Here is a 24,489-nt window from a genome sequence, read left to right on the forward strand (position 1 = left end):
GGGGGCGGGCGACAAAAAACGCATTCCCCAACTCCGGGAACGCGTCACAGTTCTAGTCTTCGGCCAGAACACCTTTTTTATAAACTTGTTTATCAGGCTGTTGGACCGCGTGGATGTCAGTCAACGGATCGGCGTCTAGGACCACCAAATCCGCCACTTTTCCCACCGCTAACGTGCCGTAACGGTCATCGATCTGCATGAGCTTTGCGGCGTTTTGGGTCGCCCCCAATAAGGCCTGGTACGGCGTAAGCCCCATTTCCGTCATCAAAACGATTTCGTCCGTGGTCCCGGTGGTGAAGCCGTTGAACGGCGTCCCGGCATCGGTCCCCACGGCGTAATTAATACCCGAATTCAGGGCGATGCGCATGTTCTTGTAGAAGATTTCCTTAACGCCGGCGTTCTTGCGGTAGACGTAATCCGGCACGATGCCTTTGCCGTAACGGTCGATCTTATCGCAGGGACTGAGCGTAGGTACCAGGTAGGTCCCCTGATCCTTCATCAATTGAATCTGGTCGGCGTCGATGTAGATGCCGTGTTCGATGGAATCCACCCCGGCTTCAAGCGATAACTGAATTCCCCGGTTGCCTTGGGCGTGTGAGGCCACCGTCATGTGCTTACTATGGGCTTCTTGGACGGCCACGCGAATTTCTTCTTCGGTCAGTTCCGTGTCGTCGACCTCGTCGTCAGCGGACATCACGCCCCCGGTCGCCATGACCTTGATGTTGCCGGCCCCCAGCTTGAAGTTTTCCCGGACGGCCCGACGCACGTCACTGGCGGAATTCACCAGGTGGCCCAGATTGCTTTCGCCGTTGAGTCCCTGGGGTTCGTCCCCGTGACCACCGATAATGGAAATCGGGCGCCCAGAACCGTCAATTTCGGTCCCTCCCAGTTCGCCAGCCTTTTGCAGGCGCGATAACTTGATGTCCACGCCAAACGCACACCCGCAGTCCCGGATGTAGGTCACGCCGTCGTGCAATAACGCCTTTAAATTCTTTAACGCCCGGTAGGTCACTTCCGTTTCGGACAAGTGGTCGCCGGGTTGATCCGCCGGCCCGCTCATGATGTGCGTATGGACGTTCATCAGGCCGGGAATCACGACCTTGCCCTGTAAATCAATCGTTTCCCCCGCCACGGTTGCCGGAACTCCCGTGCCGAGGGCCGTAATGACGCCGTGGTCATCTACGGTCAGGTAAGTATCGGGTTGCAAGTGGTCGTCAACGCCATTAAAGAGCTGGGCGTGTAAAAAAGTTTTCGTCATGGACAAGTCTCCCTTGAATGCAGTGATTAGTCAAATTCTAAGAGAACTTCTCATAATTGTCAATTGTGTTTCAGCAGCATCAGCATAGACACACCTAACTATTATTGGTATTGCAACATTACTGTCTAAGTTTACCTAGACTCATTATTTTTTAATGTTGACCAAACAACGAAAAAAGGCCACCATCCGAAGATGGTGACCTTTTTGGCTATAGGCTAATGTAAATTAGTCAACAACCGTAACGTTAGCAGCTTGTGGGCCACGATCGCCTTGTTCTACGTCAAGGGATACGTGTTGGCCTTCTTCAAGAGTCTTGAAGCCTTCACTGTTGATAGCAGAGAAGTGAACGAAAACGTCAGAGCCGTTTTCCAAAGTGATGAAGCCGTAACCTTTATCAGCGTTGAACCATTTAACAGTACCTTGTTCCATAAGAATGAAACCTCCGTGCGCATAGCGCAATAATATTTGCATTTGAAAGCTGGGGTAAAAAGGAGCCATTCTTAAAGAACGTCGAGCCTTTAAAACTTCCGAACCATAAATACATTAACCATAGGATAACAGGTATTGCCCAGAATAGCAAATGAGAAATCCTAAATATTTGCTGAAATCGCGATTAATTCCTATAATCGGTCCGTTAACCATTGATAAGCCGCCAATACTTCTTGGGGCGTCAACTGGTGAGTGCCCCCGGTCACGTCGACCGTGGCGCTCATCCCCAAGTCCCGACAGGCCCCCGCAATTTTTTGCACGGTCGCTGGGCTGACTAGCGGATCTCGCTGACCCGCCGATAGCCAGATTTCCCGTTGCGGATCCGCGAGCGGTTGCGCGACGGTCAACCACAGTGGGTGGAACAACAAGGCTAACCGCCCGGGTAGCAGCCCCCGCCGCACACCGTAGGCCCCTAACGCCGCGCCATTGGAGTACCCAACCGTCACCAACCGCGTCACGTCCCAGTGATGCTCCCGGCACACGAGTTGGGCCTGGGCAACCACCCAACGCAATTCCCGGTCCACCTGAGCCGGCTGGGCCGGGGTACTCGCCGTTTGCGTGTAGTACTGTCGCTGGGCCCCCACTCCCTGCCGACCGGCAATTGTGAGTAAGGGGCTCTGCGGGGCCAAACGACGGCCAAATTCTAAGATTTCGCGATTCGTCCCCCCCGTTCCCTGGAGTAGCAAGACCGGGGGTGCCGTATTGGCCCCCGGCATGGTTTCAATTAACTCACTCATCAGCGATCCCCCCAGCCTAACGGTGAACCACAATTTCAATCGTATCCTTTTGGGGAGCGACGTTTAGTCCGAAGCAGGGCTCATTCAAAATCTTGCCGTACTCTTCCAACACGTCGGCGGGAAGCGGCGTGTGTTCACGCAACTTGGCAATTAAGTCCGCCGCTGTGTCTAGCTCCGCCAAGTTTACAAATAATAACGCATCATTAATTAAATCATGAACGAGATCGCTCAGTAATCCGTTGGGTTTCCCCGCCGCATCGGTCACAATCACTTGGGAACTCGCCATGGGTCGGTGGTTCACAGAAACGAATTTTAAAATCGTAAAAATGGTTGGCATTAGTAAATTCCCCCTATTCGTTAACCGCCGAACGAGCCTTCGCCCAACGACGCATCATCTTTTCTTGAACCTTCGGTAGTGGCAACGCACTCACCCGCTCACGTGGCACCCACTCGCCCGGAAAATAGGTCAGGTCTAAGGCGCTGGGCACCTGCGCTACCAATAACTTCACCTGCCAGCGTTGATGCGTGTAGGTCTGGCTAACGGGCTGACCGCCTAATGACTGAAAGGTCACCGGCAAGTGGTAGTCGCGCGCCCACTGCTGCTCTAGTGCCGCAATATCGGCGGCTAACGTGGTAGGTTCTGGGGCATCGTCGGGGTGCAGCTCCGCCTTGGTTACCAGTGGGTAGGTCCAGTAGCCGGTCAACATTTGTTGACTAGTTCGCTGGACCATCAATTCTCCCGTTGGTGACTGGACCAATAACCCATAATAGGGAATCAGCCGGGGGCGCGGCTTCTTGGTTTTGACCGGAAACTCGAGGACCCGGTTATCACGATACGACGCATCGAATTCTCGGACCGGCGAATGCGCCGGATCGGAGTTTTTCGCCGTCATGTAGCTGGAGCCCAAGTCCATAATGGCCTGATTGAAGTCCCCCGGTCGTTGCGGATCCACGATTGGCTGAATTGCGTCGAAAAAGATCTGTCGCGTCTTCGGTTGGGCAATATCCTCATCAATCAGTAGCAGCCGGGCAAACACCCGAAACGCGTTGCCATCGACGGCGGGCACCACCTCTTTAAAGGCAATACTGGCAATCGCACAGGCCGTATAGGGACCGATGCCGACCAAATCCTGTAAGGCCGCCGCAGTCCGGGGCCACTGACCGTGATAGTCGGTAACCAGTTGCTGAGCCGCTCGTTGTAGGTTACGGGCTCGAGAATAGTAGCCTAGCCCCTGCCAAGCCTTCAACAGGTCCGGTTCGGCGGCTTGGGCGAGCGCTTCTACCGTCGGAAAAGCCCTCATAAAGCGTTGGTAGTACGGAATTACCGTCTGCACTTGTGTTTGCTGGAGCATGATCTCACTAACCCAGACATGGTAGGGTTCCTGATCATGCCGCCAGGGTAAGTCGCGGCCCTCCCGGTCGTACCAGGCCAGCAACGTGTGCCGAAAATCGGCGATCGTCGTGGTTGACCATTTTTCCATGAGCATCCCTCCAATAACTATTCAATCCGTTAAACGCCAAGGCTGAGTGTTGCCGTTCCAACCCACTTTTGATTCGTCTCAACATACGGCGTTTTTAAGGACGAATCCCGTCCAACGGATAACTATTTTCTTAATTTTAGCGAATTCCCCGGCCCATCACAAGTCGCGGCCCTCAACTAGGGCTTGACGCCACTATGCTGCTCCCCTATTATCAAACAGGAAGCTGTCTATAGATATCGGAGGGGTCAACATTGAAACGCTGGATTATCCCAATTTTAATCATCCTGCTTGGCGGATTAACGGGCTGCACGCAAAGTACCACCGTTAACTCGACCAGTGATAGTAAGGGCGTCATGGCTAAGCGGCAAACGCTTGATTTAGCCACGGAGACCCCCCTCACCACCCTGGACACCGACAAAATGGCTCAATTTGGCCGCCTGAACAACACGATTGAGGGCCTCTATCAAACCAACCGTGACGGTCAGGCCCAACTCGCCCTCGCCCGCCGCGTCAAGGTCAATGCCGCTAAAACAACTTATACATTCACGCTGTGGAAGGACTCTTATTGGAGTAATGGCGACCTAATTACCGCACAAAACTTTGTCTATGCTTGGCGCCGGGCCCTCAACCCACGAACCAAGGCCCCCGATGCCGACCTCTTTCGCGGTATTAAGAATGCGCGACAAATTCTGGCCGGTCAACTTCCCGCTAATCAGCTAGGAGTCCGAGCACAAGGTCGCTTCAAGCTGATCGTACAGCTTGACCATCCCATGGCTGAACTTCCCCAACGCCTAGCGTACCCCCTCTTTGGTCCTCAGAATCAACGCATCGCTAAAAAATTCGGTAAGAAGTACGCTACCAAGCCCGAATATCAGGTCTACGCGGGACCTTTCATGGTCAGCAGCCACGGCGATACCCGTCAACATTGGCACATGGTCCCGAATCCTCATTACTGGGACCGCCAACACGTCTATCTCACCCGCATCAACGTCAACGTCTACCACAGTCAGGCCCGGGCCTGGCGTGATTACCAGTCCGGTAAACTCGATGAAGTCCGGTTGCTGACCAAGACCAACATCAAGGCTTACGAGCACAAGGACTCCTACACCGCGCGCCCGTACTCTCGAATGATTCTCCTGACCTATCGCCGGAATGGCGCCAATGCCAAAATCAATCAACTCCTCACGCAAAGCCGGGCCCGACTAGCCATTTCCCACGCCATCAACCGCAAACAGTTGGGCCAGGCCACCTACGGCAGTGCGTCTCTCCCCGCCCAAGGCATTGTCCCGGCTGGGCTGTCGCGCGGCGTCCGGGGAACCGCCGACTTTGCGGCTAGCCAGCCCCACCAAGCCACCTTGAAATACCAACCTAAGTTAGCCCAGCGCGACTGGCAGGCCGCACTCAAGCAAGCGGGCCTGACGCACGTGACCCTTTCGTTAAGCTACTTAGATGCCATTAATAGTCACAGTCTCGCCAAACACTTAAAACAGCAACTCACAAAGATTCTCCCCGGCCTGACCATCAAGTTGAAGAGCCGGGAGTGGGGATTCCACTCGGCTCCCCTGACTGGCGATCTGAATCTGGCAACGCAACGCGCCCAATACGCCGACCCGCTGTCGATGCTCTCGCTGTACACCTCCACCAGCACCGCTAACACGGGACACTGGCAAAACTTCGATTACGATGACTTGGTCGCTCAGGCCAGCAACGCCCCCTCCTTTAACAATCGCCGCTGGAAAACGCTGTTAAAAGCGGACGGTATCCTGATGCAACACCAGGGGGTCACCCCGCTGTTCCAGCCGGCCAGCACCTATTTAATCAACCCGCACCTCAACGGTGTCCAATTCAACACCGTCGGCACCCAATCGAACTTTAAGGAAGCCTATTTCGTCAAGTAACGGGTACTTAGAACCACTGAGCGCAACTAAAAACGAGCCCCCGCAGGACGGTCATCCCATTCTGCGAGGACTCGTTTTTAATTGGGGACAGTCACGATTCACGATTGCGGCAACCGCGACTGGGCCACCCGTAACACGGTCTCATCAATAAATTCACTGGTCAGGCGTTGCATCGGCGTGTACCCGTGTCGATCCTTGTAGGCGACCGGGTAAGCGGCTACTACCGCTACCTTCAGGTTGTTCTCGGTCAAAAAGATCTGCCCGGCGCCCCGGTACTTGCCCTCACTGTGCCGCCCGGTCCGCCAGGAATGCAGCTTAAAATCACCGTCCGGTTCCCGCTTGATCCGATAGTGTCCCGAAGCATCGGCTTCCACCGGTACTCCCAGGTACTGATTTACTTCATACTTTGCTTTCGCCACGCCCTAGGCCTCCTTGGTTAGTGTCGTCATTAATGGTGTCACGGCCGCCTGCCCCAGCACCGCCGTAACGGCTGGTTGGGTCAATACCGCGGTCACGGCTGCCGGTGTCGTGGCGACCCCGACTAACTGGTCAGCAATCGCTGCCAACTGTGAGGGCGTGCCCACCGTTCCGAAGAGGGCAACCCGGCGTAACGTTCCCCGTTGGTCGGTGAAGTTCACGTGTAAATCGCCGGTAGGCAGCGTTAATCGCTGATACTGGCGAAATCCCGGATTGGCCCCGTAATTCCAGGCATCCGTACGGTATTTCTCGGCCAGGCGTTGATCAATCACGGCCCAATCCTGCTGGGTCAAGTGGTAGGTGTCGATTTGGTCCAACCGTTTAACGTTAAACACGTGGCACAATAGCGCTTCCCGGAAAGCCTGAATATCAAGGTTTTGATACTCCGGCGCTAGATACTGCCGCAGATTGGTGATGGGCACTCGGTTAGAGGCGACCCCCCGGTGCGACCGGTCACCGGCCGGTAATAGTGCCGCGTGCGCCGCATCGACGTTCAGATCGTACATGATCGTGCCCCCCGCCGCGTAACCGTCCCCGTTTTTAAACATGGTCATCCCCGAGAACTTCTTGCCAGCCACCGTTAAGGCACTCTTCTGACTGATAGCTAGGTCCGTCACACCCATGGCTTTCAAGGCCTGCAGGATTGGTTGGGCAAAGACCGTGTAGTCGCCAAATTTCGAGCCATCTTGCGGATCACCATTCACGATGTGCTCAAAAATCAAGTTACGTTCATCGTGGTACACGGCACCGCCCCCAGAAGTCCGTCGTACCAACTGAACCTGGTGGTCGGCGAGATATTGAAAGTCCACCTCGGCCGCGACCGTTTGGTTAATCCCCACGATCACCGCCGGCTGGTTGACGTACATCATCAGCCCGTGACCGGGTAACTTCAAATCGTTGACCAGATAATTATCAATGGATTGATTTACAATGGCATCGGTGACCACTTGGCCCTGACGCGACGTATCGATCAAAAACATCCTTGGGCAGCTCCCTTCGTGCCTTTTCACAAGGCAGCGCTTAATTTAATCTCAGTTTAGCATAAGCACCGACCCCCAACAACTCCCCTGGCACTTAGAAAGGTCGATGGTTGTCAGCGGTTCCATAAATCCGTATACTAGAGCTAAATTCACAAACCGAGAGGAAGATAACAATGACCGAACCGAACCGTTCCATCTGGCAACGTCTCAAAAAGTGGTGGCAGCACCGTACCACAACCGCCACCCCCGCCATGACCATTAAGGATGGCGTTTGGATCGAACAGCGGGGCCACGGACACTATCGCTTAGGCCTAGCGAGCGACGCTTTAGAACAAATTGGTGACATTAGCTTTGCGGACCTGCCCATCATGGTCGACGATGATCTGTTAGCCAACGACGACATCTTAGAAGTCGAAAGTGATAAGGCGGTTGAGAACTTTAAGACCCCTTACGCCGGCACCGTCACTCGCGTCAACGAGGCCTTGGTCGCCGATCCCAACGCCATCAGCCCTAAACACCAGGCAGACAACTGGATCTTAGATTTACAGGTCGCCTGACCAAGCTCACCAGAAACTAGATAAATTAGTTTCCATTTTGGCGAAAATGAACTAATATGAGAACTGAAGCCGGTGGTACCCATGCCAATCAACTGAGCTACACTGACCCAATTTTTAATTGGAGGTAATGGTTATGGCTGTTGTATTTAAGACCGCTTTATTGGATGAAAAGATGGACGAAGTTTTTGACTGGTCCAAGGATTCTATTCCTGTTCGTGACGCCCTTTGGGATCACTTCATGGAATCCAATGGTCACAACACCGATGAAACTGAAGCTTCGATGCAGAAGATCGATGCCAAGTCTGACGCTGACGTCAAGGCTTACGTCGAAGAAAATCTGAAGAAGTAACCGGCTCACTTAAAAATAACGTCGTCCTTACGGGGGACGTTATTTTTTTATCGTCAACTAAAATTAAAAACAACGCGTCAACTGGAATTTCCCCGGTCCAGCTGACGCGTTATTTTTTTGTTGACGGACTAAATCAACGCCCGCCAAGCAACCTTAAGTTTAATGTCCCCTACTCCGTTGACCATCATGTCGTCCTAAATAACGGTAGCGCCATAAAACCAAGAATGGCCATCCCACTTGCCATTGCAGCCACCAACCGGTTGCCAGCAAGAGACTGGCGACCGTATCGCTGGGATAATGGGCCCGTAAGACTAATCGCGAGATCAGAATCAGTAGCACCCCCAAGCCCACTAATCCCGTTAAACTCCCGCGCAGCCGGCCCGCAGCCAGTTGGTGCCGTAAGACTTGCCACAGCACCAAGGCCAATAGCATGGCGCTAAAGACGTGTCCACTGGGAAAGCTGTAACCACCATCCGCCAGCACCGGCAGGGTGGGCCGAGGACGCACCATCAGCTGTTTGACCAGCCAAGCCACCACATCCCCACTCAGTAAGACGCTGCCCCAAAACCACGCGTGGTGCCGGTCACCATGCCACCACGCACTGGCGGCGATCCCCATGATCAGCGTCCCGGTGATAACCGGACTACCCAGCGTTGAAATGGCGTGAAACCACTTGGTCCCCCCGGGCGCCAGGTGCGCCGTGACGGCGGCCAATCCCCATTGGTCGCCGGCCGTCAGTAACGCGAACCGAAACTTGGCCAGTAACGCTAAAATCCCCAATAAGCCAAAACAACTTAACGCTAATTCTTCACGTTCTCGTCGCCACACCATCGTGGCCGCCCCCTATCTCGCTAACCAACTGATCACACTCGTCACCAGTAAAATGCCTAACTGTAGACTTCCCAGCATCCGTATCGCCGCCCCTCAAAAACACTGTGTTACAGAACAGTTTCTATCATAGTCGCTTGCTCCATCCCTAACCACTCATGCGAAAAGAGATTAATCTGAGAATTTTTCAGAATCGGCGGTCGGAAAGTTCAGAATAAAGCGGCTGCCCGTGGGTTGGTTGTCCTCGACCGTGACCGTCACGTGATTAAGACTAGCTAATTGCGCAACGATGGCCAATCCCAGGCCGGTCCCGGCGACTTTATGATTGTGGGCCGCGTCGGCCCGGTAGAAGCGTTCAAAAATTTTGGGTTTATCCGCGACCGCAATGCCGGGACCCTGGTCCTCCACGGCTAACGTCACGGAGGCGGTGGCCGTCACCCGGACAGTAATCGGCGAGGTCGCGGGCGCGTATTTCCCGGCGTTATCCAGTAACGCGCTGATCATTTGTTGTACGCTGGCGGCGTCCCCGGTGACCTGCACGGTGGCCGGGCCCTGATAAGCCAGTGGTTGCGTGAAGACCGCTCGTTTCTCCGTCAACGTTGCCCGGACCAGATCCACCAAGTCAACTTTTGTCAGCGGCAGCATTCCCCGATCGGCGCGCGACAAGGTTAACAGGCTGTTGACCAAGCTTTGCATCTTGGCCGATTCGTCGTCAATAAAGCCTAACGACCGCGGGACGATTTCAGGATGGGCGTCCCCACGCCGTTGGACCAACCGGACGTGCCCCCGAATCGCGGTGATCGGCGTCCGTAACTCGTGGGCGGCGTTGGAAATGAATTCACGCTCCTGCTGGGTGTGTTGGTTGATGGCCCCCAACAGGACGTTGATGCTTTGAGCCAGTTGGTGCACCTCAAAGGGCTGGTCCGGGACCGGCAAGGCCACCTTGGTTTGCGGGCTTTGCGCCTGCTGGCGGGCGGCGTCACTGAGACCGGCGAGGGGCCGGGTAATGCTACGGGCGGTCACCCGCACGTAGGCCCAACCCACTATGAGAATCAGGAGCGCCACGGCCGCAACCACCCCGATAATCGACCACAACAGACTGGTAATTGGCTCCAGACTGACCCAGGTCTCAAAGACCACGTGGGCTCGCGACCCCGACCGGTAATAGGTAACCCCGTAGCCCGGCGTGTAGGTTAGGGCTTCGAAGAACGGAATATTGTAGTGAGTTGCCCGCAGGAACCCCCGAGTATTGGGTGAATAATAGTGCTTGGCCGTCTTACCCTGGCGGCTAGCCAACACGTAGGTCCGGCGGGTATCGATGGCACTATTCTGACGCCAAAGGTGCCAATCCCAGGACTGCCAATCGGGCTCCCGGTCGGTCATGGACCGTTTCAGGCTGGCAACGACCTGGTTAGACGTCCGTTCCTGTTGCTTGACCAACTGATAGCCGACCGTTCCCACGACGCCCAACCCCATCAAAAGGGTTAGGGCCACTAACATGATTAAGAAACGTCGTTGGATCTCCTGCGCGGTGGTTAATCGTTTACGCATCCATTCACCCCCTACCGGTAGTCGGCGGACAGCACGTAGCCCACCCCCCGCACCGTGTGAATCAGGTGTGGCGTGACCAGGTCGACCTTGTGGCGTAGATAGCGAATATAAACGTCGACGATGTTGGGCTGGCCGTCAAAGTCCACGCCCCACACCGTATCGAGCAACTCGTCGCGCGTCAGCGTTTGGCCGGCATGTTGCATCAAGCAGAGCAATAAATCGTATTCGCGCTGGGTCAACTGAATGATGCCGTTGTGGCGTAACACCTGCCGGGCCGTGGTGTCGAGCGTTAAATCGGCCACCCGCAACTGTTGCGATTGGCGTTGCTGTCCCCGTTGGTGCCGTAAGATGACCCGGATGCGAGCCAAGAGTTCCTCGATATCAAACGGCTTCGTGATGTAATCGTCGGCCCCGGTGTCCAGGCCGGCGACCTTATCCCCCACGTAGTCGCGCGCGGTCATCATGATCACCGGCAGATCATCGCGTTTGCGAATCCGGCGCAGGACCTCTAGTCCGTCTAACCCGGGTAACATCCAGTCCAGTAAAACCAAATCCAATTGCCCCCGATGACTCTCGTAAGTCGCCAACGCCGCGGGACCGTCCGTCGCGTTTAACACCGTGTACCCTTCGAACTGTAATTCACTAGTCAGGTAGGTAATCACGGCCTCCTCATCCTCAACGATTAAAATAGTATGTGTCATTATTATTGCCCCCATGTTTCATGTCTTGGATTAATTATAAGGCGGATAACCACGAGAAACGCAATTGCTAACGGACCTTAAGAACTTCCGTCCAAGCTTAAAAAAACCGCAACCTCTGATCAGAGATTGCGATTCATGAAATTTGAGATTTTAAAGACCCAACCGGGTGAGACTATAGCCCCGCAGGTACCGGTGTCCGGTAGCCGGATCAACGGTCATGCGGGTCAGGCTGGCGTTACGGGGTTCGGGAAGGGCTTGGGACGTCGCCAATCCTAACATCAGTAACGCCGCTAGCTTAATGGTCAAGCCGTGGCTCACCACTAAGATGTGTTCGTAGGGATAATCGACCACTAATTCGGCCACCAGCTGGCCCACGCGCGCCTGAATTTGACGGTAACTCTCGCCCCCGGTGCGGGGCAACCAGTCCGGTAAAACCTCGTAGGTCAAGGGATCGAAGGCGTCCGGATAGCGTTTCTGTAACTCGGCGGTGGACTGCCCCGTCCAATCACCGTAGTCACCCTCGACCAAGCGCTGATCCAAAGTTAACGGTAAGGTGTCCGCCGACCCCGTGGTCAGAATCGCCGCGGTTTGCCGGGTCCGTTGCAACGGACTGACCACAATGCGGTTGTAATCGGTCAATTCCAGGTGCGCTAACAGATCCTGCACCTGTCGTTCTCCCGTACTGGTCATCAGCGTCACGGCTGTATCCAGCTGCCCCTGAATTATGTGACTCACGTTAGCGTGCGTTTGACCGTGGCGTACCCAATCGATCGTTGTCATCCTATCGCCCTCCCGGTTAGTTCGCTGACTCTTCGAAAACGGTCGTGACCTTCCGCCGCCCCCGTTGTAACAGGTAAATGGCCACGATGACCAGGACGGAACCAATCACTTCAGCTAGGGTAATTTTAAGACTTAAGAAGAGAATCGACAAGACAAACGTCATCACGGGCTGCGTCGCGTCCACGATACTGATCACGTCGGACGGCGCAAAGTGACTACTGTAGAGCAACAGGGAGAACGGTAAGATGGTTCCCACCAGAATCACGGTGCTCATGGACGCCAGTAAACCGGTGGTCAACGGTGGCGTGTTGACCCAGACCGGATGGTTGAGGTTAAAGACGATCCCGGCGATCAACGTTCCCCAACCCAAGACGGTGATGGGTGAATGACCGTTATCTCTGACCAGCGTCCGGGGTAAGACCACGTAACCGGCCGCGGTGATCCCGGAGCCAATCCCCCACAACAAGGAATCTAACGGGATGGCCAACTGCGAAATGTTACCCCGGGTGATGGCCAGAAAGACCCCCACCATCGCCACAGCAAAGGCGATCATGTCGCTCCGTAACGGCCGCTCGTGCTTAAAGAGAAAACTCCCCAAAACGATAAATAAGGGGCTTAAGTATTGCAGGATGGTCGATGCGGCGGCGTTCCCGGTCTGCACGGACATGTAAAAGGTCAACAGATTGGCCCCCAGCCCGATGATGGCGTAGGCCACTAACCAGGCAATCTCGCGTAAGCTGCCGAAGACGGCGAACGTTTTCTTACCATATAAGACCAAACTAATCAGCAACAAAACAACTCCGGCGCCCAAGGTTCGAGCGGATAAGAACCAACTGGCCGGGATGTCCTGACCCTGAGAGATAAACTGTAACACGGTCCCGGAAACCCCAAACATGGTCGACGCCACGGTCGCCCAGAAGATTCCCTTCATGATACTGCCGGTCGGTGTATTTACTGTTTTCAACGCGCTAAATCCTCGCTTTCGTTCACCATTTTTAATTTTCTAATTCTAACGAATCATGATTAAAATTTGCTAACAAACGGATACTTTTTTCAATAATTTATTTAACCGCGGATGGAATAAAAAATGTAATCGAAGAAGCCTAGTGCTGGTTGAGCGGAGCTGTCGCTTGCTTCCGCTCAGCTGGGCCGTGACGACCGTGGGCACGACTTCGAGCCCATCTGAGCTCCAGCAATCTTAACGATGGTGATGATCCCGCCATTTAAACTTAACTGCCACCGTAGTAGAGCAGCGTCAATGTTTTTTTCATGTTCAGCACGGACAAACACCCCGCCAGAACGACAAGTCAATGTCACCACTATTTTCTAACCAACTAGCACGACGCGTAACCAAATATAAATTTCGTTATAAAAAGCTTTCCAGACAAGACGTGATCCGCTAAGATCACGTCTTGTCTGTTAACTTAAAGCTAGGCGCTGTGGTCCACGTGGCGGGCCAGTAAGTCCCCGCATAGCTGAATCGCAAAGACAATCACCAGGATGATCAACATGGCCAGGATGGTCACGTCCCCTTCAAAGCGACTGTACCCGACGTTGATGGCCAGGTTCCCCAAGCCACCCCCACCAATGGCACCGGCCATGGCGGTCAGGTCGATCAGACTGATCAAGGTTAGGACGGACGAACGGATGATATCCGCCAGCCCTTCCTTGAGGTAGACCCGAAAGATAATCGCGATGGGCCCGGAACCGACCGCTTCGGCGGCTTCAATCACGCCCCGGTCAACTTCGGCCAACGCGTTTTGAATCTGCCGCGCGTAGAACGGGGCGGACCCGATGATCAACGGCACGATGGCCGCCGTGGTCCCAATCGCCGTCCCAACGATTAGCCGGGTGACCGGCGCGATGACGGCCAGTAAGATCACGAACGGAATCGACCGGAACAGGTTGACCAGTTTATCGAGAATGTTATAGACGACCTTATTTTCGAGGATTCCACCCGGTTGGGTAACCGTTAAGCCGACCCCGATGGCCATCCCGATGATCCCCGCGATAATCGCGGTGAACAGGGTCATGTAGATGGTTTCGCCGGCGGCTTGGAGAAAATCGCTCTTCATGGTCACCGCGTTAGGAAAATATTGGGCAAAGAGTTTCAACTAGGCCACCTCCGAATCATTGGGATTGAGTTGCGTGACTTGAATTCCGGCATCCCGGCAATACTGCCAAGCCTGGTCCAACTGGTCGGGTTCCCCGGCCATGACCACCACCAGGTTCCCCAGCGGCGTGTCTTGCAGGATTTCCACGTTCCCGTACAGAATGTTGGAGACCACCTGGTAACGTTTGAACAGCTCGGTGATTAGCGGCGCATCGGTGCTGGCCCCCACGTACTTAAGTTGGATGGTCGTCCAACCCCAGCGCGTTGGCCTGCTTGTAAATCTTGTCGAGCGCTTGGTCGATCTGCGTGGCGGTATTGATGAAGTCGCGGGTCAGTTTCTGCTTGGGCTCGCTGAAGATGGTGACTAAATCACCGCGTTCGATGATCTCGCCGTCTTCCATCACGGCCACTTTGTTGCAGATTTCCTTGACGGCTTCCATTTCATGGGTAATCAACACCACCGTCAAGCCCAGGTCCTTGTTCAATTGCTTGAGTAACTCCAAGATTGCCGTGGTGGTCTTGGGGTCCAGGGCACTGGTGGCTTCATCACTGATTAAAATTTCGGGGTCGTTGGCCAGCGCCCGCGCGATGGCGACCCGCTGCTTTTGGCCCCCCGACAGTTGTGCGGGGTAGTCGTTGGCCTTTTCGCTCAACCCAACCAGGTCCAATAACTTAGCGACCTTTTCCTTGCGTTGGGCGTGGGTCAACTTTCCCCCCTTGAGCGGGTAATCCACGTTATCGGCGATGGTCCGGGCGTTCATCAGGTTGAAGTGTTGGAAAATCATCCCAATTTTTGTTCGCGCCTGGCGTAAATCCTTGGCCTTCATGGCGAGGATGTCCTGGCCGTTAACGATAACTTGCCCGGCTGTGGGCCGTTGAAGACGGTTAATCACCCGGACGAGGGTACTCTTCCCGGCGCCGGAATACCCGACGACGCCGTAGATGTCCCCCCGCTGGACATCTAACGAGACGTGTTTTACGGCTTGCACCGTTTGACCCTTATTATGGAAGGTAACGTCAACATCCTTTAACTGAATAATCGTATCTTTGGTCACTATCGCATTCTCCTTACTCGCTATGCCGGTAATTCTTACTTAACGCCACGGGATTACGGTTACCATGCTGGCACGGATAAACCGTGGTAGTACTTCTTGATTAACTTCTTGGTTGATTCGCTTTGGTAAGCCTTCACGATCTTCTGGTAGGTCTTGTTGTTCTTGTCAGACTTGTTCGCCGCAATGATGTTGATGTACGGAATGGAGGCCTTGTTCAGCTTTTCCTTGAAAATGCATTCGTTGTTCGGTAACTTCGCTTCGGCCGCAAATTCGTTGTTGACCACGGCACCAGCCGCATCCGATAAGGAACGTGGCGTCTGGGCGGCATCAACCGGCGTAATCTTTAACTTCAGCTTGTTTTCCGTGATGTTCTTAGGCGTTGGCAGTTCTACCTTGTTGTCCACCTTGATCAAACCAGCGGATTGCAGTAAGTGTAAAGCCCGGCCTTCGTTGGTCGAATCGTTAGGAATGGTGATCTGGTCACCCTTCTTGATGGCCGAAACGTTCTTGACCTTCTTGGAGTATAACCGTAGGGGTGCGCGCACGGTCTTCCCGATGGATACGATGTTGGTCTTGTGGGCCTTGTTCCAAGCTTGCATGAAGAACGTGTGTTGGAACGAGTTGATGTCGATTTCGTGGTTGGTCAGCGCTGCGTTGGGTTGGTTGTAATCCGTAAAGGTGACCAGCTTGATGTTGACGCCTTCCTTAGCCAATTTGGTCTTAATGGGCTTCCAAATTTTCTCGTCGGAACCCATGATGCCGACCTTGATGGTCTTGTTCGAGCTAGACTTCCCGCAACCTGCGACGATTAACAACGGAATCAATAATAAAAATAGCCAGGCAAATCGTTTAAATTGCTTCATTAATAAAATCCCCTTTTTCCTCAAAATAATCATTGCTAATTGATCAGTGATTGAAATCGGACCAAAAGAAAAAGTCCGCTCCTAAGTTAATAGAAACGAACTTGTCGTGGTACCATTCTAGTTTAAGTCAGCGTTTGACGGCCGGCTCCTCATTAACACTCACCGGAACCCCGGGAAGTGCGTGCACGGTAATGAGTGCCAGTCATCGTCACCTCATTCTAAACGAACTCAGCAACGCCAATTCATTTCAGGCCATCTTCACCCCGGCGTGGGCTACCCGCTTGCAGCAAATCGCGGGCTCTCTATCAAACCATTACCGGTGGTTACTCTCCTGATCACATTGTTTTCAATCACTTAATTTACAAGTAAGTCTAATGCAACTTTAATTCGGTGTCAAGCTGAAGTGACAATAAATTTATTTATATCAAAACGCGTCAGACCGGCGTTTGGCTGCGAACCCCCCGCCAGCCTTGAAGAAATCGTTCTCAGTCAAGTCAGAATTCTCATCTAAATTTCAGATACTTACCTCGAGTCTGAAAAAAGCTCAGGCTTCGTGTGTCTCCGAATATTTGGTGTCGAAATGTGCGCCAAAAGGCAGCTGGTTCCGCTTAACCCCGTAAGCCAAACAATCCAAATTCAGGATTGTCCGTCTTACGATGTTAATGCTCACCAGCTGATCGCCTTTTGTCCCACTCTCCTACTCATCCAAAATCTGATCCTGCAAAATACCGGCCGCCTTTAGAAACATGTGCGTGACCACCGGGCCCACAAACTTGCATCCGCGGCGCTTTAAATCCTTCGCAACCGCGGAACCGATGGTCGATTGATTGACAATTTCGTCACGCGTCACCACGGGTAATAGCAACGGTGTGCCGTTCACAAATTGCCACAGGTAGTCGGCAAAGCTACCGAATTCGGCTTGAATCTGGGTAATCGCCCGGGCATTTTGAATCGTGGCCCGAATTTTACGGACGTTACGAATCATCTCATCGTCGCGGGCAATGCGTTCCACGTCGATTTCTAAATCAAAGCCCGCCACTTGGGCAATGTCCATCCCCGCAAAGACGCGGCGATAGACGGGTAACTTACTAGCGGCGGCTTGCCAACTGAGACCCACCTGGAAGACACCCACAGTCATGAGCTCAAACAAGATGTGATCATCATGGGTCGGTGTTCCAAAGTAGGCATCGTACTCTTTCGTGCCATTGGTGTACCACTGGTGCCCGTCGTCAACGGCAATGGTCATCGTGATCCCCTCCTCCGGCTTTCAGTGTACCATGTCCAGCAAAGACTTGTCGTCGAGGCTAGCGCCTGTCTTAAGAGTTCAGCGCGTCCGGGCCAGTCAGAAGCACCGCCAGACCTACTTGATATAAGCATACTTGTAGCTCCACTGCGTGCCGGCCGTGTTGTGAATCACACCCTTGACCGTTGAACGTTGGAGGTAAGCATAGTTGGCTTGGTACAGCGGCGTAAAGCTCTGCTCCGTATTCAACAGCTTAGCGGCTTGAACCATGTCCTGCCACCGTTTTTCTGGCGTAGCGGCGTCTTGGTTTTGTGCCTTAGCGATCAGTTGGTCGTAGGTCTTACTGGACCACTGACCGTAGTTCAACGAGTTAGAACTCAGCGGAATCTGCATGAAGGAGATGGGGTCGTTGAAGTCCGCGCCCCAGTGCGACAGGTACAGGTCAAAGTCGCCGGATTGCGACCGTTGTTGGGCGACCTGTGCCGGAACGTTTTGGATATTCAGCTTGAACCCGGGCAGCGTCTTTTCCAGTTGCCCCTTCAGGTACTGGGTGACGGTACTGGCCATCGGGTCATCGTTCCCGGCCAGAACACTCAACTTGACTTCCTTAGTCCCCAACTGTTTGAGCGCCTTTTGCCACTTCTGCTTAGCTAACGTCGGGTTATAGGTCGTGGTGTTCTTGACGGCCTGTTGCTGAGCAAAGTCCTCGCCGGTCTTGGGATCCTTGGCCAGACCACTGGTGACAAAGCCAGTCGGGGTCACGGACCCGTCGCCTAAGACCTTCTTGGTCAACTGTTGCCGGTTGATGGACAACGCGATGGCTTGCCGCAAGTTTCGGTTACTCAAAGCCGCCCGCTTAGTCGCGTCGGTATCCTTAAAGTTATACTTCAGGTGAATCATGATGGAATAAGGATATTCCTTGAATTCGGCATCGTTCTTGTAATTCTTGACTTGTTCGTTGGTCAGTTGGGCTAAATCCAGCTTCTTGTTTTGGTAGAGTCCCAACCCGGTTTGCTGGTTGGTGACCACTTGATAGTTGATTTTGTGCAACTTAACCACCTTGTGATCCCAGTAATTGTTGTTCTTCACGAACGACCAAGTGTTACTGGTTCCCTTCCAGTTTTCAATCTTGAACGGCCCGCTGTAGACCATGTATTGCGACTTAGTGGCGTATTTCTTACCGTACTGCTTGACCACCTTTTCGTTTTGGGGGGCGAACAGCGGATAGGCCATCAAAATCTTGAAGTAGGCCATCGGCTTGGTCAGCTGAACCACCACGGTCTGCTGATTCTTAGCGTGAATGCCAATTTTATTAGGGCTCATCTTCCCGGCGATAATCTTATCGCCGTTCTTGATGCCGGAGAACAAGTAGGTGTAGGTCGACTTGGTGGCCGGCGTCAACGTCCGCCGCCAGGAATACACGAAGTCCTTGGCGGTAATCTTGTCGCCGTTACTCCACTTAGCGTTGTCGCGGATGTGGAAGGTCCAGGTCTTTTGATCTTTAGATTCCTGGACTTTGTCGGCCAATCCCGGGGCCACCTTGCCGTCCTTGCCTAGCCGGTAGAAGCTTTCAAACACGTTCCCCGTCTGGCCATAACCGGTCGCCTTAGCTAAATCAATCGTATACAATTGCGCGGTCGCCGGCAACTTCAACACCTGCTTGGGCTGAGCGCTGGTCGTGGATTTCCCACAAGCGGCGAGCCCCACTCCTAACGCCACGACTGCGGTGACTAATCCTAAACTCGTCCATCTGTTCATACCTAACACTCTCCCTTTCATTCCTCAATTTGGCGTGCAACCGCTGACGACAAAAAACGGGTGTCCCCCCACGTTCATCGTGGAGAAACACCCGTTGACAGAAACACTCGTCGTTATGTAAGGCTACGAGTTTGCCGGGGATCCCGAATGAACGCAACGCAAAAGGCACACGTTACATTCGCAACATGCGGCAACAAACCCTTGAACTTGGATTGCGTTGGTTAACATTCGTGAGTCCCCTCCTTTAAAATTTATGATCGTCTCGATTGCACTTTCTAAAAGTAACTTACTTTGTCCCGCTTGTCAACGGTTACGATTTTTTTACCGGGGAAAGTCCTCTCCGCAGTAACATCTTCGACCCGAAAACGGTATACTGGGTTTAGCTGAACTCAGTAGAAAGGATTTGAACGTATGGACATCGAAAAGACGCTGGCAGCCCTGACGCTGCCAGAAAAGGCCGCTTTGGTTTCGGGAAAGCAGAGTTGGTACACCGCGAAGATTGATCGCCTGGGGATTCCCGCCCTCATGATGACGGATGGTCCGTCGGGCTTGCGGAAACAAACCACCCAGACCAATAACCTCAACGACTCGATTCAGGCCATCACCTACCCATCGTCAGCCCTCAGTGCTAGCTCCTGGAACACCAACCTACTACGCCAACTAGGCGAACATCTGGGGATTGAGGCCCGCGCAGAGCAAATCAGTCTGCTCCTGGGTCCCGGGGTGAACCTCAAGCGCTCTCCGTTGGGCGGCCGGAACTTCGAGTACCTGTCCGAGGATCCGCTGGTGGCCGGAAAGCTTGGTACCGCCTACGTTCAAGGCGTTCAATCCCAACACGTGGGCGTCGCCTTAAAGCACTTCGCTGCCAATAACCGGGAGAATCAACGGTTCACGGCTTCCAGCGATATGTCGCAACGAACGCTGCGCGAGCTTTACCTTAAAACCTTTGAAATCATTGTTAAGCAGGCCTTACCCGCAACCGTCATGGCCTCGTATAATCGGATTAATGGGGTCTTAAACTCGGAAAACCATTACCTATTACGGGACATTCTGCGTGACGAATGGGGCTTCCACGGTGCCGTGATGTCGGATTGGGGAGCCGTGGCGCATCACGCCCCCGCTTTAAGTGCCGGCCTGGATCTGGAAATGCCGGGGAAGGGTCAGGCATCGATCGATGAAATCGTGCGGGCCGTCGAAACCGGGGAACTGGACGAAGGCACGCTGAACAAGTCCGTTCGTCACCTGCTACACCTGATTCAGGACTGTCAGGCGGCTCCCCAGGCGAAAACCTACGACCACGCCGCCCATCACCAGTTTGCCCGCAAGTTGGCCGACGATAGTATCGTGCTCCTGAAAAACAATCAAAACGAATTGCCGTTGACACCCGCTAAGGCTGGTAAGTTGGTCGTCGTGGGTGAACTGGCCCAGCATCCCCGCTACCAAGGGGCAGGCAGTTCACACGTCAACCCCACACACCTGGTAACGCCACTGGACGCGCTAGCCGACAGCGGGCTGAGCGCCACCTACTACCCGGGTTATCGGTTAGCCGACGACGAAACCGACGAACAACTGGCCGACGCCGCCCTTACGGCAGCCAAGACGGCCGATCACGTGGTGGTTTTCGCTGGTTATCCGGCCGAAGAGGAGTCCGAAGGGTTCGATAAGATCGATATTCTCTTACCCGAAAACCAAACGGAATTGATTGGCCGCCTAGCCAAGATTAATCCTCACACCACGGTGGTCCTGCAGAACGGTTCCGTCCTGGAAATGCCATGGATTGAAAATGTGGCCGCGGTCGTCGAAACTTACTTGGCCGGGGAAGCCGTCGGCGAAGCGACCTGGGATATTCTTACCGGGAAGGTCAATCCTTCCGGCCACTTAACCGAAACCTTCCCACTTCAATTAGCGGATACGCCCATGGCCCCAACTTTTGGCCAGGATCCGCATCATGAATACTACTCTGAAGGCATCTTCATGGGCTACCGTTACTACGATACCCACGAAATGCACGTGCTCTTCCCGTTTGGTCACGGCCTGAGTTACACCACCTTCGAATATACTAATTTAGCCACCAAGGCCGACGCTCACGGGGCAACCATCACCTTCGATGTGACCAATACCGGTCAACGGGCCGGTAAGGCGGTTCCCCAACTTTATGTGGCTAACCATGCCTCCCACGCCCCCATGCCCACCAAGGAACTGCGGGCCTTTACCAAGCTAGCCGTGGCCCCCGGTGAGACTCAGTCCGTTACCTTGCACCTTAACCGCCAAGACTTCAGTTGGTGGCGCGAACGGAAACACCGCTGGCAAGCCGATACCGGCGACTATGAAGTGATGATTGGGGAATCCTCCCGTGATATTCGGGTTCAGACCAAGCTCACCATGAACTTCGAGAACGCCCCGGCACCGGTGTCCTTGGAAAGCTACCTGTACCGGATTATCGGTGACCCCCGGTTGCGCGGGCTATTCCAACGAACCGTGATTACGCCACTATCACAACCCGACGTTCCCGCCAATTTCTTCAGTGAGTTAGCTGCCGATGGCCAACCAGCGGCCTTTCATAACCGCATGTTTTTAAACATGCCACTCCGGGCGCTCATCGCCTTAGGAACGCCGGATAAGCCAATCAAGGCCTTTATTCGTCAGGCTAATCAAGACCACTAACGTCATAATGTGTTTTAACCTTAAAACGACCATTATTCCAACTCCAGGAATAATGGTCGTTTTGAGTAAACTATTTTTTAAACGGTAGATTGCAAATTTAATCCGAATTTTTGGACAAATTGGTCAGCATAACCTGATACGGTGTTTGCCAGTCGAGTATTTTAAGCGGTCGCTGGTTAATTTGGAGTAACGTCGTCGTTAAATCTTGAGCACTAATGTGCTCAAAACGAGTCCCCTTAGGATAAAAATAACGTAAATTCCGATTAAAGCGTTCATTACTACCACGTTCAGCTGGCGTATAAGCATGACAGTAATAGGTCTTAATACCATATTGTGATTCAAATGATACTAGCCCACTAAACTCAGTACCACGGTCCACAGTAAAACTGTGCACCGGTCCATTAAAAGTTGTTAGGAACTTAGTCAGTGCTTCATTAACACTCGCTGTCGTTCGATCTTTTAACCGGTATGCCCAAAGGAACCGTGATTTTCGATCGATTAAAGTTAATAAAACTGCCTTACTATGCCCACGAGGACCAACGACTGTATCTAGTTCAAAATCGCCGATGCGATTACGTTGATTAATCATCATGGGACGCTGTTCAATTGATCGCCCCAAAGATTGATTATATTTGGATCGTTGGTCAACGTTACGCCGTTGGCGTACGCCATGTTCAGGTAGATCATTCAAGGAGAAATCAATTCTCCCCTGATTTAGCCAATTATAAATAGATTTAGTAGCTAGTTTAAATTCGTGAGCAATCATTCCTGGTGACCAGCTTAGACGTAAATGGTTGAGAATTTTTTGCTTTAACTCATCGCTCAGCTTAGTTTTCCGACCACATCGTGATCGCTTGTATTCGGCATCTGTTTGTGCTAATTCAGCCTGATAAGGTTGACATCGAGATAATTCATAAGAAATTGTTGACGGTGATCGGTTCAGCCGAACGCCCATTTGGATATTGGACAGCCCTAGTTCACAAAAGGTTTCGATTTTAATTCGTTCGGAATAGGTTATACTAGACAAAAGATCAGCTCCTAAAAGATGGGTTTGTGGTAAACACCATTTTAAAGGAAGCTGATCTTTTTTGTCCGAACAGCGTTCGGATTAATTTTACAATCTACCAAACATCTACTTTGTTATTGTTGAAAAAGCACTCCGGTCGCAAAGTCAAACCGAATCCCCGTCACCGGGCTACCAGCCAGCGATCGGCTAGTTCCGCGTCACGGGCAAGATCATGTCCAAGTGGGGAATCCCCGTGTCTAGATACACGTCGCTCACGGGTTGAAACCCGAACGACGCATAAAATTTCTGCAAATACGCCTGCGCTTCAATGTCGATCTGTTGAACGGCGGGCCACTGTTGCCGAATTGTCTGCAGTGCCTGGGTAACCAATTCCCGGCCGGTTCCCCGCCCACGGGCAGTAGTGGCCACGACGACTCGCCCAATCTGAACGTGGTTCGCTGCGCGCGGAATCAACCGTGCATACGCCTGCAGCTGACCGTCGGGGGCTACCCCCATCAGGTGCACGGCCGTCTGGTCTAGCGCATCCACTTCCTGATAGGCGCAGGCCTGTTCCACGACGAAGACTGCCGTTCGTAGTTGGTAAATGGCCCATAATTCTTGGGTGGTCAGTTGAGCAAAGGACTTTGCTTGGTAAGTTAACATGTTGTCGCCTTCTCTAGTTGAGTGAATGCACGTGTACCTCGTGCTTTAGTGGGAACTCCGTGGGTTCGTCACAGTTTTCCAACAACTCATCGGTTAACGCTAACTCTTGGAGTTCTTGATTATCATAAGGTTCCATATAGTAGGTTCGGTCGTCGAGACTCATGTACCCACGATACTGCGTGTAGTCACTAGTCCCGTCGCTCTTAAGCTTCACACCCTTAGGAATCGTCACGCTATCCAAGAGGTGTTGCAGTAGGTTAAGCGTGCCGGGCTTGTCGGCAGGCCGTTGACTAAAGTGCTTGGCAAAAACCGTTCGGATGAATCGGGATGGCGAGGTGTAATCACCCGGTAAGCCTAACGCCCCCGTTCCCGGTCCCTGGGTCTTTAGCGTGTAGCCTAGGTACTGGTTCAGCGGGCGTTTCTCGGCCGTAAGGGTTCCGTAACTACTGAGGTTTTGTAAATGCCAGCCAAACTCTGGCGAATTGGTCATCACGCCCACCGGATTGTCGATCAGATGCAAGTCCTGACTGGTCGCTTCTAGGACCGCCGTTGCTCCGGTCGTATCACTCACGATAAAGTGTAGCGGGGTCACCACTTGCAGCAGTCCCACCGGTACGTTCACCAGTTGAATCGTCTTCACGAGTTCACCTAATTCGGCAACACTGCCGGCGTTGCCGAGCGCCCAGGCAGTGAAATCGTGGGGCGCTAAGCCTAATTTATCCGCTGCCGCCTGGTCAACGTATGCCGTGTTTCCGGGGAAGTAGAGGGCCGCAACGCCCAATCCCTTCTCGTTAACGCCATCAACGAACGTCTCGTGCCCCAGGTTCCGCCCGGCGCCCACGAAACCATAAGTTGTGGTAAAGTCACCGGCATCCCCCTTCACCGTTCTGCGCCGCGGCATAAACATCGGTCGGCCATCCAACTCAAAGGCAAAATCCATCGTCCGGGCTAAAAAGTGGTCCCCGCGGCTATTCTCATACGTCAAACTGGTACACATTCTGGTCATCCCATTTCTGATTAATTATTGGACCATTTTAC

23 protein-coding genes and 1 pseudogene are annotated in these 24,489 nt (G+C 53.3%); 4 read left to right on the top strand and 20 right to left on the bottom strand.

What is annotated here, in order from left to right; all coding sequences use genetic code 11:
- Nucleotides 1-52 precede the first annotated feature (52 nt).
- The 5 genes from RI501_RS10885 to mutY form a co-directional block, all read right to left on the bottom strand.
- Nucleotides 53-1,258 carry a metal-dependent hydrolase family protein gene (locus RI501_RS10885; RefSeq protein WP_057730434.1) on the bottom strand — a complete coding sequence of 402 codons (1,206 nt, stop codon included), beginning with the start codon at nucleotides 1,256-1,258 and terminating at the stop codon, nucleotides 53-55.
- Between the two features lie 225 nt (nucleotides 1,259-1,483).
- On the bottom strand, nucleotides 1,484-1,687 hold the full coding sequence (locus RI501_RS10890) for a cold-shock protein (protein WP_024746588.1): 204 nt from the start codon (nucleotides 1,685-1,687) through the stop codon (nucleotides 1,484-1,486).
- A gap of 191 nt (nucleotides 1,688-1,878) precedes the next feature.
- Nucleotides 1,879-2,484 (bottom strand): alpha/beta hydrolase, encoded by a 606-nt coding sequence (locus RI501_RS10895; protein ID WP_313822514.1) that lies wholly within the window; start codon nucleotides 2,482-2,484, stop codon nucleotides 1,879-1,881.
- Nucleotides 2,485-2,500: 16 nt separating this feature from the next.
- Nucleotides 2,501-2,821 (bottom strand): hypothetical protein, encoded by a 321-nt coding sequence (locus RI501_RS10900; RefSeq protein ID WP_313822516.1) that lies wholly within the window; start codon nucleotides 2,819-2,821, stop codon nucleotides 2,501-2,503.
- A 13-nt stretch (nucleotides 2,822-2,834) separates the two neighbouring features.
- Nucleotides 2,835-3,965 (bottom strand): A/G-specific adenine glycosylase, encoded by a 1,131-nt coding sequence (gene mutY, locus RI501_RS10905; RefSeq protein WP_313822518.1) that lies wholly within the window; start codon nucleotides 3,963-3,965, stop codon nucleotides 2,835-2,837.
- A gap of 251 nt (nucleotides 3,966-4,216) precedes the next feature.
- On the opposite strand from mutY, the gene RI501_RS10910 reads away from it, so the two are divergent.
- A complete protein-coding gene (locus tag RI501_RS10910; protein ID WP_313822520.1) occupies nucleotides 4,217-5,863 on the top strand; it encodes a peptide ABC transporter substrate-binding protein in 1,647 nt (548 codons plus the stop codon).
- Nucleotides 5,864-5,961: 98 nt separating this feature from the next.
- On the opposite strand, the gene RI501_RS10915 is transcribed toward RI501_RS10910, so the two are convergent.
- Nucleotides 5,962-6,282 carry a DUF7671 family protein gene (locus tag RI501_RS10915; protein WP_313822522.1) on the bottom strand — a complete coding sequence of 107 codons (321 nt, stop codon included), beginning with the start codon at nucleotides 6,280-6,282 and terminating at the stop codon, nucleotides 5,962-5,964.
- Nucleotides 6,283-6,285: 3 nt separating this feature from the next.
- The gene (locus RI501_RS10920; protein WP_313822524.1) at nucleotides 6,286-7,320 is read right to left on the bottom strand and encodes a lipoyl protein ligase domain-containing protein; all 1,035 of its coding nucleotides are present in this window, start codon (nucleotides 7,318-7,320) and stop codon (nucleotides 6,286-6,288) included.
- Between the two features lie 173 nt (nucleotides 7,321-7,493).
- Here RI501_RS10920 and RI501_RS10925 point away from each other — a divergent pair, with 173 nt between their 5' ends.
- Together RI501_RS10925 and RI501_RS10930 are read left to right on the top strand one after the other, a co-directional pair.
- The gene (locus tag RI501_RS10925) at nucleotides 7,494-7,877 is read left to right on the top strand and encodes a glycine cleavage system H family protein (RefSeq protein WP_313822526.1); all 384 of its coding nucleotides are present in this window, start codon (nucleotides 7,494-7,496) and stop codon (nucleotides 7,875-7,877) included.
- Nucleotides 7,878-8,010: 133 nt separating this feature from the next.
- Entirely contained in the window at nucleotides 8,011-8,226 is a 216-nt protein-coding gene (locus tag RI501_RS10930) for a P8 family protein (RefSeq protein ID WP_313822528.1), read from the top strand.
- A 159-nt stretch (nucleotides 8,227-8,385) separates the two neighbouring features.
- Here RI501_RS10930 and RI501_RS10935 read toward each other — a convergent pair whose 3' ends face one another.
- The 10 genes and pseudogenes from RI501_RS10935 to RI501_RS10980 form a co-directional block, all read right to left on the bottom strand.
- Entirely contained in the window at nucleotides 8,386-9,057 is a 672-nt protein-coding gene (locus RI501_RS10935; RefSeq protein WP_313822530.1) for a phosphatase PAP2 family protein, read from the bottom strand.
- 168 nt (nucleotides 9,058-9,225) lie between these two features.
- Complete coding sequence (locus tag RI501_RS10940; protein WP_313822532.1) at nucleotides 9,226-10,605, bottom strand: sensor histidine kinase; 1,380 nt, start codon at nucleotides 10,603-10,605, stop codon at nucleotides 9,226-9,228.
- An 11-nt stretch (nucleotides 10,606-10,616) separates the two neighbouring features.
- The gene (locus RI501_RS10945) at nucleotides 10,617-11,306 is read right to left on the bottom strand and encodes a response regulator transcription factor (protein ID WP_313822534.1); all 690 of its coding nucleotides are present in this window, start codon (nucleotides 11,304-11,306) and stop codon (nucleotides 10,617-10,619) included.
- A 150-nt stretch (nucleotides 11,307-11,456) separates the two neighbouring features.
- Nucleotides 11,457-12,086 carry a histidine phosphatase family protein gene (locus RI501_RS10950; protein WP_313822536.1) on the bottom strand — a complete coding sequence of 210 codons (630 nt, stop codon included), beginning with the start codon at nucleotides 12,084-12,086 and terminating at the stop codon, nucleotides 11,457-11,459.
- Between the two features lie 16 nt (nucleotides 12,087-12,102).
- Nucleotides 12,103-13,017, bottom strand: coding sequence for a DMT family transporter (locus tag RI501_RS10955; protein WP_313823227.1), 915 nt, complete (start codon nucleotides 13,015-13,017; stop codon nucleotides 12,103-12,105).
- Between the two features lie 499 nt (nucleotides 13,018-13,516).
- On the bottom strand, nucleotides 13,517-14,200 hold the full coding sequence (locus tag RI501_RS10960) for a methionine ABC transporter permease (protein WP_313822538.1): 684 nt from the start codon (nucleotides 14,198-14,200) through the stop codon (nucleotides 13,517-13,519).
- A pseudogene (locus RI501_RS10965) lies at nucleotides 14,201-15,254 on the bottom strand (methionine ABC transporter ATP-binding protein).
- A 59-nt stretch (nucleotides 15,255-15,313) separates the two neighbouring features.
- A complete protein-coding gene (locus RI501_RS10970; protein ID WP_313822540.1) occupies nucleotides 15,314-16,117 on the bottom strand; it encodes a MetQ/NlpA family ABC transporter substrate-binding protein in 804 nt (267 codons plus the stop codon).
- 697 nt (nucleotides 16,118-16,814) lie between these two features.
- A complete protein-coding gene (locus RI501_RS10975; protein ID WP_313822543.1) occupies nucleotides 16,815-17,363 on the bottom strand; it encodes a DNA-3-methyladenine glycosylase I in 549 nt (182 codons plus the stop codon).
- 114 nt (nucleotides 17,364-17,477) lie between these two features.
- Nucleotides 17,478-19,118, bottom strand: a complete 1,641-nt coding sequence (locus RI501_RS10980) for a peptide ABC transporter substrate-binding protein (RefSeq protein WP_313822544.1) — start codon at nucleotides 19,116-19,118, stop codon at nucleotides 17,478-17,480.
- Between the two features lie 411 nt (nucleotides 19,119-19,529).
- Here RI501_RS10980 and RI501_RS10985 point away from each other — a divergent pair, with 411 nt between their 5' ends.
- Nucleotides 19,530-21,782 carry a glycoside hydrolase family 3 C-terminal domain-containing protein gene (locus RI501_RS10985; protein WP_313822546.1) on the top strand — a complete coding sequence of 751 codons (2,253 nt, stop codon included), beginning with the start codon at nucleotides 19,530-19,532 and terminating at the stop codon, nucleotides 21,780-21,782.
- A 97-nt stretch (nucleotides 21,783-21,879) separates the two neighbouring features.
- Here RI501_RS10985 and RI501_RS10990 read toward each other — a convergent pair whose 3' ends face one another.
- The 3 genes from RI501_RS10990 to RI501_RS11000 form a co-directional block, all read right to left on the bottom strand.
- Nucleotides 21,880-22,809: an IS30-like element ISLpl1 family transposase gene (locus RI501_RS10990; RefSeq protein WP_313819825.1), complete on the bottom strand. Its 930-nt coding sequence runs from the start codon at nucleotides 22,807-22,809 to the stop codon at nucleotides 21,880-21,882.
- Nucleotides 22,810-22,995: 186 nt separating this feature from the next.
- Complete coding sequence (locus tag RI501_RS10995) at nucleotides 22,996-23,451, bottom strand: GNAT family N-acetyltransferase (protein ID WP_313822548.1); 456 nt, start codon at nucleotides 23,449-23,451, stop codon at nucleotides 22,996-22,998.
- Between the two features lie 13 nt (nucleotides 23,452-23,464).
- Nucleotides 23,465-24,448, bottom strand: a complete 984-nt coding sequence (locus RI501_RS11000; RefSeq protein WP_313822550.1) for a choloylglycine hydrolase family protein — start codon at nucleotides 24,446-24,448, stop codon at nucleotides 23,465-23,467.
- Nucleotides 24,449-24,489: the final 41 nt, after the last annotated feature.

The sequence above is a fragment of the Levilactobacillus zymae genome, from assembly GCF_032190635.1.
GTDB lineage: Bacteria > Bacillota > Bacilli > Lactobacillales > Lactobacillaceae > Levilactobacillus > Levilactobacillus zymae_A.